The organism is Planococcus sp. 107-1 (assembly GCF_021513255.1).
In the GTDB taxonomy this organism is placed as follows: domain Bacteria; phylum Bacillota; class Bacilli; order Bacillales_A; family Planococcaceae; genus Planococcus.
This window is the reverse complement of sequence record NZ_CP090977.1, coordinates 619,449-635,857: the sequence shown is the minus strand read 5'-3', so window position 1 is coordinate 635,857 and position 16,409 is coordinate 619,449. Positions and strand designations below refer to the sequence as shown.

Sequence of the window (16,409 nt, the reverse complement as noted above, 5' to 3'; positions counted from 1 at the left end):
ACTCACGGCTGATCCTGCAATAATTCGATCAACCGGATGACTTCTTCGTCCTCTCCCCGGTCGATTGCGACAAGCTCCGTATTTTCGATGATCTCCGTATAAAACGCTTCGCCTGCCGGGTACTCGCCGTCCCAGCGGAGCGGCACATTGTATAGATTGACCGTGCCATCGCCGTTGCCGCTATATGTGACGGAACCATCCACGAGGCGGGACCCTTCCAGTTGGATGACGTCTTCCGGATAAGCGGCGCTCGTTTCATCGTCTGGATTTAACGGCGTGCCTTCCGGAATTTTATTCACATACAAGCCGTCGATTTCCTGGTTCGCACCGAGCTGCAGCCAGACGCGTGCGTATTCAATTTGTTCCGTGGAATACTCGGACAAAGCTGAAGGTTCTTGAGCCGGTTCAGAATCCATATCGGTTTCCTCCTCTTCCGTTTCAGCAGCTGGGATTTCGGTCGCTTGGTTGTTCGCGTTCATGAACGGTCCGTCTTCTTCCTCCCTGCATCCCGACAGCAACAGTAAAACAGCACTCAAATAGAAAACTTTCTTCACTTCTCCTGCCCTCCTTTTAACTTAACGCAAGCTGTTCAGTTAGCTTTTATTTCTACAAGTTAAACGGAATTTCCTGCTATTCGGAAGGGGTTGCGAGCATCGCCAGATAGACGGCCATGGCGTGGTGGAATTTCCGGATATCGATGCCTGTATTTTCCGCAAAACGGTCCAAGCGGTATTGCAGGCTGTTGCGGTGGAGATGCAAGGCTTTCGCGGTTTCCGAGACATTCAAATTGTAACGCGTAAACACGTCGATCATTTTCAAGGTCTCTTCGTCTTCTGCGTAGTCCTGCAAAATCATTTCGCGGATGATGTGATGCTGGCTGTTATCCGCCCCTTCGATCAGCATATACGGCACGGCGTCGCTAAGATTCGCCACCGCTTTATCGGAATGGGCAAAAATCGAGGCAGCCGCCGTTTTCATAAAGGCGTGGTAGCTTGCGGCTTTCTCCATCCCTTCTTTAAACGGGCCGACCAGAAAATTGATCTTGATGTACAAATCGCTCATCAACACATCGATGATTTCTTCGTAGATGATGTTGTCGCTGCCGATTTCCGTATGCTCGATCAAAATGCCTTCGTGGCCGTTCTCCCATAAAATCGGAACGCTTCCGGGAAATAAATCATGGACCGCTTCTTTGAAGATTTCCGGACTGATCTGGTTTTCCTTAATGGAAAAGTAAACAAAGCGGTACGGATGGACCGTTTCCGAATCTTCTGCAGCGAAGCCAGCGTCGATTGCCTGTCTCCACTTCACTTCTTCTGCCGTCATTTCCGGAAATTCGTTATGGTAAGGCTTCAAGAAAGCGGTGAGCACGGCCAGGTTTTTATCGTCCACTTCGCTTTCGTGAATGCCGATGATGTCATTGTCCGCTGTCATGAACCAGTGATAGGCGCCGTCCACTTCACGCCCTCTTTCTTCGTAGCGAATCAAGGAAGAGTAGATTTTCTTCAATTGATCAGTCATGGAAACACCTCTTTCTTCGACGGAATTTTCGTTTCTGCCTGGTTTCACGCCAGTTCAAAAACATCCACAAGCAATAAAGTAATGGCTCCGATCAGCGTCGCATCGTCGCCGAGTTTCGTCACTTCCACCCGGGTCCGGCTCGCTGACGCAGTGAGCGCAGATTTCTCAATCGTTTCGCGGATGGCAGGCAGCAGAAACTTCTCAGCTTTTGAAACGCCGCCGCCTAAGACGATTTTCTCCGGATTGATGATATGAATGAGATTTGTCAGTCCGATGCCCATTGCTCGACCGGATTCAGCCAAGATGTTCGCGTAGTCTTCATTTCCTCCGACCGCCAGTTCGTAGATCGTTTCCGCAGTCAGCGGATTTGCCTGCGCTTTTACTTTCCGCGCAATAGCGGGTCCGGTGACAAAGGTCTGCAGGCATCCCCGGTTTCCGCATTCGCAGATTTCTCCGTGCAAATCAATCGTCATATGGCCGATTTCTCCGGCAATGTCGGAAGAGCCGTGATACAGCTTGCCGTCGATGATGAGGCCGCGCCGACGCCTCTTCCGATATTCACCGCAAGCATGCTTTTTACGTCGCCGGGATTGCCGAACCAAAATTCGCCGAGCGCCATCGCCCGTGCATCGTTTTCCACTTTCACTTCCAAACCGAATGCCTTTTCCAGTTCTTCTTTGATCGGGATATCCGACAAGCCAAGGTTCGGGGCATACAATGACATGCCTTTTTCCACATCGACAACGCCGTGCATGGCGATTCCGATGCCGATCACTTCGTTTTCCGATTTCGGAATTCCGTCCAGGCACATGGAGATCCCTCTTTTCAACGCGTCGATGAATTGGCTGTTGTCGACCGGCAATTCCAGTTTGATTTCGCTTCTTTTTAAAATCTTGCCTGCCAGATCCGAGACGATGCACTTGATGTTCTCCGGTCCCGCATCCACGCCGATGATGCAGAAAGCCTGGTCGTTGATGACGAGCATTGTCGGTTTTCGGCCGCCTTGCGATTCGCCGATGTCCCGCTCTTCAACGATTTTCTGTTCGAGCAATTCTTTGACATTGCTGCTGACGGTCGGCGGCGTCAAATTCGTCTCCCGCGCAATTTGCGCTCGGGATATCGGTCCGTCTTTTCTGATTTTATTGAGGATGATCGATTTGTTCATCGACTTCATCCATTGAAAGCTGCCATGGCGCATAGAGGTCCCTCCGTATCGTTCGTTTCCTGTGTTTTTTAATTTTCAATCTTCTTATTGAATAGTTTACCAAATTCCTTTATACTCATGTTAATTAAATTAATTTATAAAGTATTGGAGTGGAAGAAGATGAATCAGCAGCAATTGTCCCAGGCGTTTAACGAAGTCTTCGAAACGGCGGATCCGCCGCGTTTCTTTTTTGCCCCCGGGCGCATCAATTTAATCGGCGAACATACGGATTACAATGGCGGCAATGTGTTTCCCGCAGCTATCTCCTTTGGTACCTATGCCGCGGCAAAAAAACGCAGCGACCAAAAATTGCGGTTCTACTCGCTGAACTTTCCGGAAGAAGGCGTCATTGAATGCGAGCTTTCCGATTTGTCCCACAATCCGGAGCACAGCTGGGCGAACTTCCCGAAAGGCATGATTCATCTTTTCAGCGAAAACGGCTTTCTTCTCCCCTGCGGTATGGATATCCTGTTTTCCGGAAACATTCCAAATGGCGCCGGCCTCTCTTCTTCCGCTTCCATTGAAATGGCGACGGGCGTGGTGCTCGAGGGTTTATTCAACATCACAATCGACCGCTTGAAGATGATTCAGCTGGGGCAAAAGGTCGAGAACGACTATATTGGCGTCAATAGCGGCATCATGGACCAGTTTGCGATCGGCAAAGGGAAAAAAGACTTTGCCATGCTATTGGATTGCCAAACGCTCGATTTCCGCTATGCCCCGGTGGATTTGGGCGAACACGAAATTGTCATCATCAATTCCAACAAGCAGCGGACATTGGCCGGCTCGAAATACAACGAACGGCGGGCGGAATGTGAGCAGGCACTGGCAGATATCCGCACCGAAGTTTCGGTCACGAGCCTCGGCGAATTGACGTCAGAGCAATTTGAAAAAGTGAAGCATTTGATCCAAGACGAGACGAATGTGAAACGCGCGAAGCATGCCGTCTATGAAAATGAACGGACCTTGCTTGCCTTAGAAGAGCTCGAGCGCGGCAATCTGCAAAAGTTCGGCAAGCTGATGAACGAATCCCACATCTCGCTTCGGGACGACTACGAAGTGACGGGTGCAGAACTCGACGCCATCGCCGAAACGGCTTGGCATTTCCCTGGCGTGATCGGGGCACGCATGACCGGTGCCGGTTTTGGTGGATGTGCCATCGCGATCGTCCATCAAGCGCAAGTGGAGAATTTCAAAGAACAGCTCACACAAAAATATACCGAAGCATTCGGTTATGCCCCTTCATTTTATGAAGCGAAAATTTCCGACGGTGCAAAAGAACTGACAGAGGAGTTTTGATGATGCGGATACTAGTATTGGGCGGAGCCGGCTATATCGGTTCTCATGCCGTCTATCAATTGATTGATGAAGGAATGGAAGTTGTTGTGGTGGATAATTTGGAGACGGGCCACTGGGAAGCGGTCCATCCGAAAGCCGTCTTTTATAAAGGCGATATCCGGAACGCTGCGTTTTTGAATTCGGTATTTGAAAAAGAAGCGATTGATGAAGTGCTGCATTTTGCGGCGAACTCGCTTGTCGGGGAATCTATGGAGAACCGCTCAAGTATTTTGATAACAATGTGTACGGCACGCAGGTTTTATTAAAGGCGATGGTCGACCACGGTGTGAAGAAAATCGTCTTTTCTTCCACTGCTGCCACGTACGGCGAACCGGAAGCGGTGCCGATTACTGAATCGATGCCGACGAACCCTGGCAATACGTACGGTGAAACAAAGCTGACGATGGAGAAGATGATGAAATGGACGGCACTTGGCCACGGCTTGAAATTTGTTTCTTTGCGCTATTTCAATGTAGCAGGCGCACGCGAATCGGCGGAGATTGGTGAAGACCACCGGCCCGAATCGCATCTCGTGCCGCTTATTCTGCAGACGGCGCTTGGCCAGAGAAGCGACATCACGGTATTCGGCGACGATTACGATACAGCGGACGGAACGTGCATCCGTGATTATGTGCACGTTGAGGATTTGATCCAAGCGCATTTATTGGCACTTTCGTATTTGCGAAACGGCGGCGAAAGCGACGTGTTCAATCTTGGCAGCAGAAAAGGCTTTTCGGTAAAGGAAATGATCGATGCTGCACGGACCGTGACCGGGAAAGACATCCCGGTGAAAATCGGCGCACGCAGAGCTGGAGATCCGGGAACGCTGATTGCGAGTCCCGATAAAGCACGCAGCTTGCTCGGCTGGAATCCGGTCCATACTTCCGTCGAAAAAATCATTGGAGATGCGTGGAACTGGCATTCGACGCATCCCGCCGGCTACGAAAAGGACGTGTAAACATGGTTTATGAAACACTCGCAGGGCTTATCCGGAAAACGACGGAAGCCGGGTTAATCGAACCGGCGGATCAGGATTACGCCCGCAATCAGGTGATGCATCTGCTCGGCCTCGAATCGTTTCCGGAAGAGATGCTCGAAGCAGCAGAAGACACCATCCCGAACCTTCTTGAAGGGTTGGTCGCTTACGCAGTCGAGCAAGGCGTGATTCTGGATATGCTGGACGACAAGGAAATGCTGTCGGCCAATATCATGAATTGCTTTGTGGCGCGGCCTTCTGCCATCAATGCGGCGTTCAATGAAAAATACACGGAATCCCCTATTGCTGCGACTGATTATTTTTATGAATTGAGCCAGAACAGCAACTACATCCAGATGAACCGGATCCGGAAAAACATTTCGTATCAAACGGCTACGCCTTACGGCCAAATGGATATTACGATCAATTTGTCCAAGCCTGAAAAAGATCCGATGCAAATCAAACGGGAACGCGAGATGAAGCAGACGCTCAGCTATCCGAAATGCCTATTGTGCAAGGAAAACGAAGGCTATGTCGGGCGAATCGGATACCCGGCCCGCGCCAACCACCGGATTGTGAAAATTCCGCTTCGGGGTGAGAATTGGTATTTGCAATATTCGCCTTATGTCTACTATAACGAGCACAGCATCCTGCTTTCCGAGGAACACCGCGATATGAAAATCGACCGCTCCGGCTTTGAACGGCTGCTTGCTTTTACTGAACGCTTTCCGCATTATTTTGTCGGGTCGAACGCCGATCTGCCGATTGTCGGCGGCTCGATTTTAAGCCACGACCATTATCAGGCAGGCCGCTATGAATTCGCCATGACCCGGGCGGAAGATGCTTTTGAGTTTAACTTGGCTGCCTATCCTGAAATCACCGCTTCGGTGGTGAAATGGCCCTTGTCTGTGATCCGGTTGAAAGCGGCAGCGATTGATCCGCTTGTGAACGCAGCGGATCAGATCTTGCAGACATGGCGGACCTATTCGGATGAACAAGCAGACGTCCTCGCTTTCTCAGGAGACGTTCCGCATAATACAATCACGCCGATTGCGAGAAAACGCGGCGAGCTGTTTGAAATCGATTTGGTGCTGCGTAACAACCGGACGTCGGAAGCCCATCCATCCGGCATCTTCCACCCGCATGAGGATGTCCACCACATCAAGAAAGAGAATATCGGCTTGATTGAAGTGATGGGGCTTGCGGTTCTGCCGCCTCGCTTGAAAGAAGAACTCGCAGAAATCCAACAGTTTCTGCTTGGCAATACGCACGCGGTCGCTCCTTCCCATCTCGAATGGGCGGAACAGCTCAAAGCGCAGTACGGCACACTCCAACGTCCGGAAGAGGCGGATGCGGTTCTGCGGGAAGAACTCGGCAAGAAATTCGTCCGGGTTCTTGAAGACGCTGGTGTCTTAAAAGACGAAAGAGCTTTCAAGCGCTTTATTGATGCCTTGGACAACTAAATCGGTGCCGCAGGTTTCGGGTCGCTGGCAAATGTGCACGAAGGTTTCACAGAATTTTGTGCATCCTTGCCATTCACCATTCCCCTCCCCTGCGGTATGCTTTATTTAATAAATGAAAGCACTTACAAAAATTGGAGGGACTCAAATGGCAGGTTTGAATTTAGTGAATATCCGAAAAGAATATGAAAAAGGTGTGGTCTCTGTAAAGGATTTTAATCTGGAGATCCGCGATAAAGAGTTCCTCGTGCTCGTCGGCCCTTCCGGCTGCGGAAAATCCACAACGCTTCGCATGATCGCCGGCCTTGAAGACATCACAGACGGCGACTTGTACATCGGCGACCGACGCGTCAACGACGTATCGCCGAAAGACCGCGACATCGCGATGGTTTTCCAGAACTACGCACTTTACCCGCATATGAGCGTCTACGACAATATGGCGTTCAGCTTGAAACTCCGCAAGATGAAAAAAGACGAAATCAAATCACGCGTAGCGAACGCTTCGAAAATTCTCGGTCTTGATGATTACTTGAACCGGAAACCGAAAGCTTTGTCCGGCGGTCAGCGCCAGCGTGTTGCTCTTGGGCGTGCCATTGTGCGCGACGCTGAAGTGTTCTTGATGGATGAGCCGTTATCGAACTTGGATGCGAAACTGCGTGTGCAAATGCGTACGGAAATCCAAAAACTTCACCGCCGCTTGCAGACGACAACGATCTACGTAACGCATGACCAAACCGAAGCGATGACGATGGCGACGCGCCTTGTCGTTATGAAAGACGGCTTTATCCAGCAAGTCGGCACACCGAAAGAAGTATACGATTTGCCGGACAATATGTTCGTCGGCGGCTTTATCGGTTCGCCATCCATGAACTTCCTGCGCGGAAAAATCGTTGGGGATTCATTTGAAATGGAAGGCATCAAAGTGCTGGTGCCGGAAGGCAAACTGTCCATGCTGCGTGACCAAGGCTACGTCGGCAAAGAAATCGTGCTCGGCATCCGTCCGGAAGATATTCACGATGAGCCGTTGTTCCTTGAGCATTCCCCGCATACGAAAATCAAAGCTTACGTGGAAGTGGCGGAATTGATGGGATCGGAAATCGTCCTTTACTCGAAAGTGAACGAACAGGATTTTGTGGCACGTGTAGATGCCCGCTTTAACGTACAAGCGGGGCAAACAATCGACATGGCCTTCGATATGAACAAAGCGCATTTCTTCGACATCGAATCCGAGCTGCGCATCAAATAATCGCAACAAGAATAAGCAGCGATTCAATTTCATAGACACAGCACATAAAAACCGGACAACCCCCCTCGTCCGGTTTTTTGTATGGAGAGATTTTGATAGGAGACAGTAGATAAATGAATCGAATACGTTCCTTGCTTTCTCTGTTTAACAAGAAACTGAGCGAAGGCGCGTCCATGGGGTGGGCGAAGCAAGAAGACAGGCGCTCTTCCTGGCTTCTTGCGGGAGCCGTCCCCCTAAGCGACCGGAGCGGTTTAATGGCTTCAAGCTATTAAAGAACTGCAGACAAACTCGATCGTAGACCGCAGACAAAAGAATCGAATACGTTCCTTACTTTCTTCGTGTAACAAGAAACTAAGCGAAGTCGCGTCCATGGGGTGGGCGAAGCAAGAAGACAGGCGCTCTTCCTGGCTTCTTGCGGGAGCCGTCCCCTAAGCGACCGGAGCGGTTTAACGGCTTCAAGCCATTAAAAAAGCTGCAGACAAATTCGATCGTAGACAGCAGACAAAAGAATCGAATACGTTCCTTGCTTTCTCCGTTTAACAAGAAACTGAGCGAAGGCGCATCCATGGGGTGGGCGAAGCAAGAAGACAGGCTCTCTTTCTGGCTTCTTGCGGGAGCCGTCCCCTAAGCGACCGGAGCGGTTTAACGGCTTCAAGCCATTAAAAAAACTGCAGACAAACTCGATTCAATCGAATTTGTCTGCAGTCTGTGTCGTCCCAAATTATTTTTGGGACGAATCTTTTCACACTTTCGCTAAAATGAGCACGCCTTTTTCTTTCAGTACGAGGTTGCCGCTCACTTGTTCATCTGTCAGCACTTCTTTGTACTGGCTGTCTTTCAATTCGATCGTTGCTTCTTCGTTATTATGGTTCAACACGAACAAGTAGGTCTGGCCGTCTTTCACGCGTTCAGTCGTTTCGACGCCTTCCGGTACAGCAAGAAGCGGCTCGACGCCTGCTTCTTCGCAGACGGTCTGCAGGAAGTCGACCAGGAATTCTGCATCCGGGCTGGATGCGACGTACCATGCCTTTCCTTTTCCGAATTGGTTGACAGTCAGGACCGGCATGCCTTTATAGAAATCGGAGCCGTATTCCGCGACTGCTTCAGCGGCTTCCGTATGGATCAAATCAAACAGCAAGTTGCACGAATAGCTGCCGCTCATTTTCCGCGGGCATCTTTCAAGACGATCTGGTTGGTGACGTCCGGATGCAGCGCATCGATTTCTTCTGCCCAAATGCCGAGCACGTTGCGAAGTTCCCCCGGATATCCGCCAAGCGTCACAATATCCGTTTCGTTGACGATGCCGCTGAAGAACGTCGTCAGGAACGTGCCGCCGTTTTGGACGAATTGCTCCACTTTCGCTGCATAGCCTTCTTTCACCATGTAAAGCACCGGCGCAATGACGACATCGTACTGGCTTAATTCTTCTTCGACGCCGATCATGTCGACTTGGACATTGAGTTTATAAAGCGCATCGTAGTATTTATGGACTTCGTTGACGTAGTCGAGCGAAACGGAAGGTCCGCTTGACAGTTCCGTCGCCCAGCGGTTTTCCCAGTCAAAGACGATCGCCACTTTGGCGTTGACGCGTGCATCGAGCAGCGTATCGCCTAATTGGTTCAGTTCCTGGCCTAATTGCGCGACTTCATTGAACACACGGGTATTTTCGTGGCCGACGTGCTCGATGACCGCTCCGTGGTATTTCTCGCAAGCACCGACAGAACGGCGCAATTGGAAGTAAAGAATGGTGTCCGCACCGCGGCCGATTGCCTGGTAGCTCCATAAGCGCATGACGCCTGGACGCTTCAGCGAATTGTACGGCTGCCAGTTTTGCTGGCTTGGCGTCTGCTCCATCAGCATGAAGGGCTGCCCGCTTTTCAGTCCGCGCATCAAATCATGTGTCATCGCTGTATAGCTGAACGGCGTATCGATCGCCGGATAGTTATCCCACGACACCACGTCCATTTCTTTTGCCCATTTGAAATAATCGAGCATCGGATATGTGCCCATCAAGTTGGTCGTAATCGGCGTCTCTGCAATGTGTTTGCGGATCGCGTTGTATTCCAGTTTGTAGCAATCCAATAAGCTGTCCGACTGGAAGCGGCGGTAATCGAGCGAGATGCCTTGGAAATCGGATTCATTGTTTTCGCGTTCTTCGCTCAAGATATTCGGTGCGACAATTTCGTCCCACTCATAGAACGTATGTCCCCAGAAACCTGTGTTCCAGGCTTTGTTCAACTTCTCCAGTGTTCCGTATTTATCGCTCAGCCAGCCGCGGAATGCGTCTTGGCAATTATCGCAATAGCAATAGCCGCCGTATTCGTTCGATACGTGCCAAATGAGGACAGCCGGGTGGTCTTTATAGCGTTCGGCCAATTTCTCAGCAATTTTCTCTGAGTATTCGCGATAAGTCGGGCTGTTCGGGCATGAATTGTGGCGGCTTCCGAATTTCCGTTTGCGTCCGTAGAAATCCACACGCAGCACGTCCGGATATTTCTTCGCCATCCAGGCAGGATGCGCCGCTGTGCTCGTCGCTAAACACGTATAGATGCCATTTTCGTACAAACGGTTGATCTTGTCATCGAGCCAGTCGAAATTGTACGTCTCTTCGTCGGGTTGATTGAGCGCCCATGAAAAGACGTTCAAGGTTGCGACGTCGATTCCCGCCAGTTTGAACATGCGTACATCTTCATCCCAGATTTCTTTCCCGTCCCATTGTTCGGGGTTGTAATCCCCGCCGTGCCAGATTTTCGGTAATTTCCTGTTAATCATTCAATTCCATCCCTTCTATGATCAATCCTGTCAGCTAAGCTTCGGCTGAGCGAGCAATTGGATTATGTCGGTCGCCGTGTTTTCCAGTTCCAAGACGACGATTTCATTGTTTTCTTTTTTCAGCAGCGGTCCTGGCAAATACAGGCGTTGCTGCGGTCCTGCTTCGTTCCAGTAGCGTCCGAGATTAAAGCCGTTGATGAAGACATTGCCTTTAGTAAAGCCGGCCGTATCGACATATGTATCCAACCCTTCTGCCGCATCGAACGACCCGCGGAAGAATTTCGGGTAGCGGTCGCTGCCACTCAGCTGGTAATCTGCCGGCAAGCGGTCCATTTCCACTTTGAACATTTCCCAGTGGAAGAAATACTGTTCGCCGAGCCATAAGTTTTTAATCAAGCCTTTCGGATCGGTCAAGTGTTCGCCGTAGTTGGCGCGCCCCATATTCTCAACGAAGATTTCGAGTGTATTCACCTTTGCCGGGAAATCCAAAACCACTGTTTTATCTTCATCGTTGATATAGGTTGTCGTGACGAAGCGCCCGTTGACATAAATGGAACTGCGGTCGCGGATATTGCCCGAGTTGAATTTCAACTCCCCTTGGCGGTTGACCGTTGTGCGGTAGAGCGTATAGCCGTATGCTTGGCCGATGTCCTCCATCGGAAGCGGTACGATATGCTCCACTTTTTCGCTGATGGAATCGAGGACATCAAACAAACTGACGCTTTCGCTTAACACCACCGTTCCGTATTCTTTGGCAGAAACTACCTCTTCGATATCCTCCGGCACTTCAGTAAACTCACTCAAGACCTTTTTCACTACCTTGTATTTCTCAGTAATTGCTCCGCCTTCTGTCAGCAAGCTGTCGTAGTCGTAGCTTGTAATCGTCGGGTAGTAGATATCGTAATGATTGGCGCCATTCATAAAGCCGAAGTTGGTGCCGCCGTGGAACATATAGAAATTGACGGAAATGTTCTTTTCCATGATTTCCTTGAATACCGCCGCCACATCGTCGCCGCTCCGCACGGTATGTTCGCCGGTCCAATAATCGAACCAGCCAATCCAAAACTCGGCCACCATTTTCGGCGATCCCGGTTTGAAAGCTTCCAGCGCTTCGAACGATTCATCCACGCGCGAACCGAAGTTCAGCGTCGTCGTAACATCCGGGATCGAACCTTGCGTGATGAAATCCGGTCCGTCAGATGTGAATAAAAACGTATCGAGTCCGTGTTTTTCATATTGATCACGGTAAAACGCCAAATACTCCAGATCGTTGCCGTAAGCGCCGTATTCGTTTTCGATCTGCATCGCAATGACCGGTCCGCCGTTTTGGAGTAGATGCTTTTTGAATTTCGGCAGCAGCTCGTCGAAGTACTCGTCCACATGCTTCAGAAATGCGAAATGGCTGCTTCTCATGACGAGGCCCTTTTCTTTCATTAGCCAGGAAGGCAATCCGCCCATTTCCCATTCGGCGCAAATATAAGGCGCCGGCCTCAAGATGACATACAAGCCAAGTTTGTGGGCCAGTTCGATAAAGCGTTCGATATCCGCCATTCCCTCAAAATTGAATTCACCTTTTTTCGGTTCATGGAAATTCCATGGAATATAAGTCTCGACCGTATTCAATCCGAGCGCTTTCAATTTCTGGAGCCGGTCTTCCCATTGCTCCGGCACTGTCCGGAAATAATGGATGCCGCCGGACAAGATCTGGAACGGCTGTTCATTCAGATAAAAAGAATCGTTTTTAACAGTCAGCAATTCGACGCCTCCTATGTACGTTTTCGTTAAATTCGCTTTAGCTTGAAGAGAGCGGAAGAAAAATCAGCTGGATGGGCTTGTTTTCGGTAGCGGTTCAACTGCAGACCGGCTTCCATCAATTCATCGCCGTAAAATGTATCTTCAATCCCGTCAATCGCGTACTCAAATTCCGGATTCAAGCCCTTGAAGAAAATGCGGCTATAGCCTGGATTCGGACGGGCCAATACTTGGTAATAGCCGAGAAGCGCTTCCTGCTGGTCGTCTGACACGACCATCCAGCTCGTTTCATTGCCATCTTCTGCAAAAGGGCTTTCAATCCGGTAAAACTGCCCTTGCTGGATCAGCTTCCGGTTTTCCTTATAGAAAACGATTTGCTGCTTTACTTGTTCTTTTTCATCGCCTGTCATTTTCGTGACGTCGAGTTCATAGCCGAATGCACCAAAGTAAGCGGTATTCGCCGCGTTTCCAGGCTTGTCACCCGTCCCACTTGATGGTTAGGCACGGCAGAAACGTGGGCCCCCATTGAAGAAACCGGGTAGACCATGGATGTTCCATACTGGATCTTCAAGCGTTCCACCGCATCCGTATCATCGCTCGTCCAGCCCTGCGGCGCGTAATGGAGCATGCCCGGGTCGAACCGGCTCCCGCCGCCTGCACAAGATTCGAACAGCACATGCGGAAATTCCGACGTCAAGCGCTCATATAAAGAATAGACTCCGAGGATGTAGCGATGGGCGACTTCCCGCTGGCGGTCTGACGGCAATTCCAACGAACCGACTTCCGTCATATAGCGGTTCATGTCCCATTTCACATACGAAATCGGCGCTTCCTGCAGCACCTTTGCCATCAGGCCATAGATATGGTCCACCACTTCCTGGCGTGAAAAATCGAGGACCAGTTGATTGCGTCCGTGCGACATCCGGCGATTGGGTACATGCAGCACCCAGTCCGGATGTGTCCGGTACAGCTCACTCGCTTTTGAGACCATTTCAGGCTCGAACCACAAGCCGAATTCCATGCCTAAACTTGTAATGTCTTTCGCCAGTTTGGTGATGCCGTTCGGCAATTTACGCTTGTCTTCCATCCAATCGCCGAGCGACGTCGTATCGTCATCGCGTTTGCCAAACCAGCCGTCATCCAGAACGAATAATTCCACACCCAACTCCTTGGATGACTGGGCAAGTTCGAAAATTTTCTTCTCTTCAAAATCCCAATAAGTCGCTTCCCAGTTATTGATCAGCACCGGTCGTTCCCGGTCGCGCCATTTCCCCGCGCCAACCGGGTCCGGTAAAGCCGGTGGTAGGTCTGGCTCATGCCGTTCAAACCATCCGCCGAATAAACCAGAACCGCTTCCGGAGTCTGGAAGGTTTCGCCGCTTTCCAGCAGCCAGTTGAAATCGAATGGGTTGATGCCGATCATCAGGCGGCTCACGCCGTAATGGTCCACTTCCACTTGTGCCAGGAAATTCCCGCTTATAGACGAGGCTCACGCCGTAAACTTCGCCGTGATGTTCGGTCGTTTCCGGCCGTTTCAATGCAAGGAAGGGATTTTGCTGGGCACTGCTCGTTCCTCTTGTGCTCGCGATGCTTTGGAGGCCAGGCACAAGTTTGCGCATTTTCACATGACGCTCTCTCACCCAAGCGCCCGATAGCTGCACCAATTCAAAATTAGCATCCGGCAAATCCAGGCTGGCACTCAACGCTCTTGCCAGATTCACTTTCAGCATCCCGTGGTTCGTAAATTTTACGGATCTTGCAATCGCGTTCAGTTGTTCGAAAACCGTATACGATAGGCAAAGTTCTACATCGATTCCCTCGTCGTATAAAGTGATTTCCAAAGTCGTCGCTTCCGCATCGTCTTCTGCATACGTTGCAGGCAAACCATCGAGTTTCTTTTTGCCTTTGAAAATCGCGTGCTCCTTGTAGACAAAATCCGTGATGCGGCTGCCGTTTTCCTGCAGCACTTGATAAGCGGGTTCCCGGAAATCGGTCGTACCGAAAGCCGGGTATTCCTGTTTGAGCAGATCCAGCGAAAATACCGGATCCCCTTCAGTGGTGCAGGCAGTATTCGGCATTTCTTCGATATGGAACAAACGCTCAAACGACTCCCGGTGGCGCAGCTTTTTGCCGTAGTAAAGTTGGCCAAGCTGGCCGTTTTGCAGGATCGATAGGATATAACTGGTCTTTTCGGTTTGCAGATGAAACTCCCGCGTGGCATCGTTGTATAAAATCGGCACAATATACCTCCTGCTCGTTGATCATTCATTCGCTTATTGACCGCTCCGGCGCTAAGTAAACCAGTCAATAAAAGCGAGTGTATTTTCCTTGCTGTAAAACTTAAAAAATATCGGTAGTTACAATGCAGCTTAACCTTTTACCGATCCCATCATGCCGGCAACAAAATGCTTCTGCATGAGGAAGAATACGAGCGCTGTCGGCAAAGTCGCGATGACGATGGCGGACATGATGACGCCGTAGTCCGGTGAATAGCTCGATCCTAAGTTGGAAATCAGCAATGGAATGGTGCGTTTTTCCGGTGACTGCAAAATGACCAATGGCCATAAATAATTGTTCCAGCTGTTCATGAATGTAATGATGGCCGCTGCCGCATACGTTGTTTTCATTGTCGGCATGTAAATCCGGAAAAACACGCCGATTTCACTCAAGCCGTCGATTCTTCCTGCTTCCACCAAATCTTTCGGGAACATTTTGGTGTTCTGGCGGAAGAAAAAGATGAAGAACGCGGTGGTCGCCGTCGGTAAAATGACCGCCCCAAGCGAATCGATGCCGATCAGAGGCGCTGTGTCGCTGATGCTGCCGAACATACGGTAAAGCGGAACCATGATTGCTGCAAACGGAATCATCATCGACAAGAGCAAAATATTGAAGACGATGTCTTTTCCTTTGCTGCGGTGGATTTCAAATCCGTAGCCGGCAAGCGATGCCAGCAATAGCGTCAATACCGTCGTGATGACGGCGATAATTGCGGAGTTTGCCAAAGCCGGTACAATATCCACCGTGGCGAATAAAGTCTTCATGTTTTCGATCAAATGAGTGCCAGGGATCAAACGCCCTTGCGTCACATCGACTGATTTATTGGTGATGCTGACGAGCATCCAAAGAAACGGAAAAATTGAAACGAGCGCTGCCAGGCTTAGGAATGTGTAGATAAAGATTCTTTTCAAATTTTTCATTTCTTCTCACCTGCCACTCTGAATTGAATAATGGAAAGAATCACGACGAGAATTACGATGACATACGATACGGTTGAAGCGTATCCGAAGTCCGGCGTAAATTCGAAGGAAAGGTTGTAGATGTACTGCGAAATGGAAATCGTCGCATTTCCGGGTCCGCCGTTTGTGATGTTGACGATTTCATCGAAAATCTGCAATGTCCCGATCGTCGAAGTGATCGATGTGAACAAAATGATCGGCTTCAGCATCGGAATGGTGATTTGGAAAAATTGCTGGAACGCATTTGCTCCATCAATTCTTGCTGCTTCGTAAATCGATTTGTCGACATTCTGCAAAGCCGCCAAATAGAAAATCATGTTATAGCCTGTCCATCTCCACGTAATCGCAAGGATGATGACCACTTTTGCCCAGAAAGGATCGGCCAGAAAGTTGATGGTTTCAGAGATGAAGCCGAAATTCAGCAAGAACTGGTTGATGATGCCATCTACACCGAAAAGGTATTTGAAGATGACCGAATAGGCCACGAGTGAAGTGACGCACGGCAAGAAAATCGCGATTCTAAAAAAGCCTCTGAATTTCAATTTAGGATCATTTAACAGAACCGAGAAAATTAACGCCAATACAATCATCAAGGGAACTTGGATCAATAGATAAATTGATGTATTGGTTAGCGCTGCGATAAATGTTGGATCACTGAATAATCGCTGCCAGTTGTCCAACCCCGTATATTCGAGATTGCCGCCCATTCCGGATTGGAATGATAAGAGAAAGGCTTGGACCATAGGGTAGAAGTTGAAGATGGTGATGGCGATGACGGAGACAATAACAAACAACCAACCGACTTTTTTCTTGAAGAACACACCTGTTTTCTCGCGTTTGGTCTCTTTGTAGCGCAAGCTTACCGGGAGATCCAGTTTGCTTTTATCTGATGATGGCTGGTTCAT

The 16,409-nt window shown here is 49.8% G+C and carries 9 protein-coding genes and 4 pseudogenes; 5 read left to right on the top strand and 8 right to left on the bottom strand.

Translation table 11 applies throughout. The features are described from left to right. Nucleotides 1–2: 2 nt before the first annotated feature. From L0M13_RS03505 to L0M13_RS03495, 3 genes and pseudogenes are all read right to left on the bottom strand, one after another. Nucleotides 3–554 carry a hypothetical protein gene (locus tag L0M13_RS03505; RefSeq protein WP_235198311.1) on the bottom strand — a complete coding sequence of 184 codons (552 nt, stop codon included), beginning with the start codon at nt 552–554 and terminating at the stop codon, nt 3–5. A gap of 76 nt (nt 555–630) precedes the next feature. Further along, on the bottom strand, nt 631–1,521 hold the full coding sequence (locus tag L0M13_RS03500; protein ID WP_235198310.1) for a PucR family transcriptional regulator: 891 nt from the start codon (nt 1,519–1,521) through the stop codon (nt 631–633). 44 nt (nt 1,522–1,565) lie between these two features. Further along, a pseudogene (locus L0M13_RS03495) lies at nt 1,566–2,719 on the bottom strand (ROK family protein). Nucleotides 2,720–2,845: 126 nt separating this feature from the next. On the opposite strand from L0M13_RS03495, the gene L0M13_RS03490 reads away from it, so the two are divergent. The 5 genes and pseudogenes from L0M13_RS03490 to L0M13_RS03470 all read left to right on the top strand — a co-directional run bounded on the left by L0M13_RS03490 (nt 2,846) and on the right by L0M13_RS03470 (nt 8,017). Continuing rightward, a complete protein-coding gene (locus L0M13_RS03490; RefSeq protein ID WP_235198309.1) occupies nt 2,846–4,024 on the top strand; it encodes a galactokinase in 1,179 nt (392 codons plus the stop codon). A 2-nt stretch (nt 4,025–4,026) separates the two neighbouring features. Continuing rightward, nucleotides 4,027–5,021: pseudogene (galE, locus tag L0M13_RS03485) on the top strand (UDP-glucose 4-epimerase GalE). Nucleotides 5,022–5,023: 2 nt separating this feature from the next. Then, nucleotides 5,024–6,502 (top strand): UDP-glucose--hexose-1-phosphate uridylyltransferase, encoded by a 1,479-nt coding sequence (gene galT, locus L0M13_RS03480; protein WP_235198308.1) that lies wholly within the window; start codon nt 5,024–5,026, stop codon nt 6,500–6,502. Between the two features lie 145 nt (nt 6,503–6,647). Continuing rightward, nucleotides 6,648–7,745, top strand: a complete 1,098-nt coding sequence (locus L0M13_RS03475; protein WP_235198307.1) for an ABC transporter ATP-binding protein — start codon at nt 6,648–6,650, stop codon at nt 7,743–7,745. A gap of 113 nt (nt 7,746–7,858) precedes the next feature. Next, nucleotides 7,859–8,017: a hypothetical protein gene (locus tag L0M13_RS03470; protein WP_235198306.1), complete on the top strand. Its 159-nt coding sequence runs from the start codon at nt 7,859–7,861 to the stop codon at nt 8,015–8,017. A 470-nt stretch (nt 8,018–8,487) separates the two neighbouring features. Here L0M13_RS03470 and L0M13_RS03465 read toward each other — a convergent pair. From L0M13_RS03465 to L0M13_RS03445, 5 genes and pseudogenes are all read right to left on the bottom strand, one after another. Beyond that, nucleotides 8,488–10,517 (bottom strand): annotated as a pseudogene (locus L0M13_RS03465) (beta-galactosidase). Nucleotides 10,518–10,547: 30 nt separating this feature from the next. Next, nucleotides 10,548–12,272, bottom strand: coding sequence for a glycoside hydrolase family 35 protein (locus L0M13_RS03460; protein ID WP_235198305.1), 1,725 nt, complete (start codon nt 12,270–12,272; stop codon nt 10,548–10,550). A gap of 26 nt (nt 12,273–12,298) precedes the next feature. Further along, nucleotides 12,299–14,508, bottom strand: a pseudogene (locus L0M13_RS03455) (alpha-galactosidase). Nucleotides 14,509–14,637: 129 nt separating this feature from the next. Continuing rightward, nucleotides 14,638–15,465 carry a carbohydrate ABC transporter permease gene (locus L0M13_RS03450; protein WP_235198304.1) on the bottom strand — a complete coding sequence of 276 codons (828 nt, stop codon included), beginning with the start codon at nt 15,463–15,465 and terminating at the stop codon, nt 14,638–14,640. Continuing rightward, nucleotides 15,462–16,409, bottom strand: coding sequence for a carbohydrate ABC transporter permease (locus L0M13_RS03445; protein WP_235198303.1), 948 nt, complete (start codon nt 16,407–16,409; stop codon nt 15,462–15,464). The genes L0M13_RS03450 and L0M13_RS03445 overlap by 4 nt, the downstream gene beginning before the upstream one ends.

Coding starts and splice junctions, on each gene's coding strand:
- L0M13_RS03500 (WP_235198310.1), bottom strand. CDS start 1,521: ATGACTGATCAATTGAAGAAAATCTACTCTTCCTTGATTCGCTACGAA.
- L0M13_RS03490 (WP_235198309.1), top strand. CDS start 2,846: ATGAATCAGCAGCAATTGTCCCAGGCGTTTAACGAAGTCTTCGAAACG.
- galT (WP_235198308.1), top strand. CDS start 5,024: ATGGTTTATGAAACACTCGCAGGGCTTATCCGGAAAACGACGGAAGCC.
- L0M13_RS03475 (WP_235198307.1), top strand. CDS start 6,648: ATGGCAGGTTTGAATTTAGTGAATATCCGAAAAGAATATGAAAAAGGT.
- L0M13_RS03470 (WP_235198306.1), top strand. CDS start 7,859: ATGAATCGAATACGTTCCTTGCTTTCTCTGTTTAACAAGAAACTGAGC.
- L0M13_RS03450 (WP_235198304.1), bottom strand. CDS start 15,465: ATGAAAAATTTGAAAAGAATCTTTATCTACACATTCCTAAGCCTGGCA.
- L0M13_RS03445 (WP_235198303.1), bottom strand. CDS start 16,409: ATGAACCAGCCATCATCAGATAAAAGCAAACTGGATCTCCCGGTAAGC.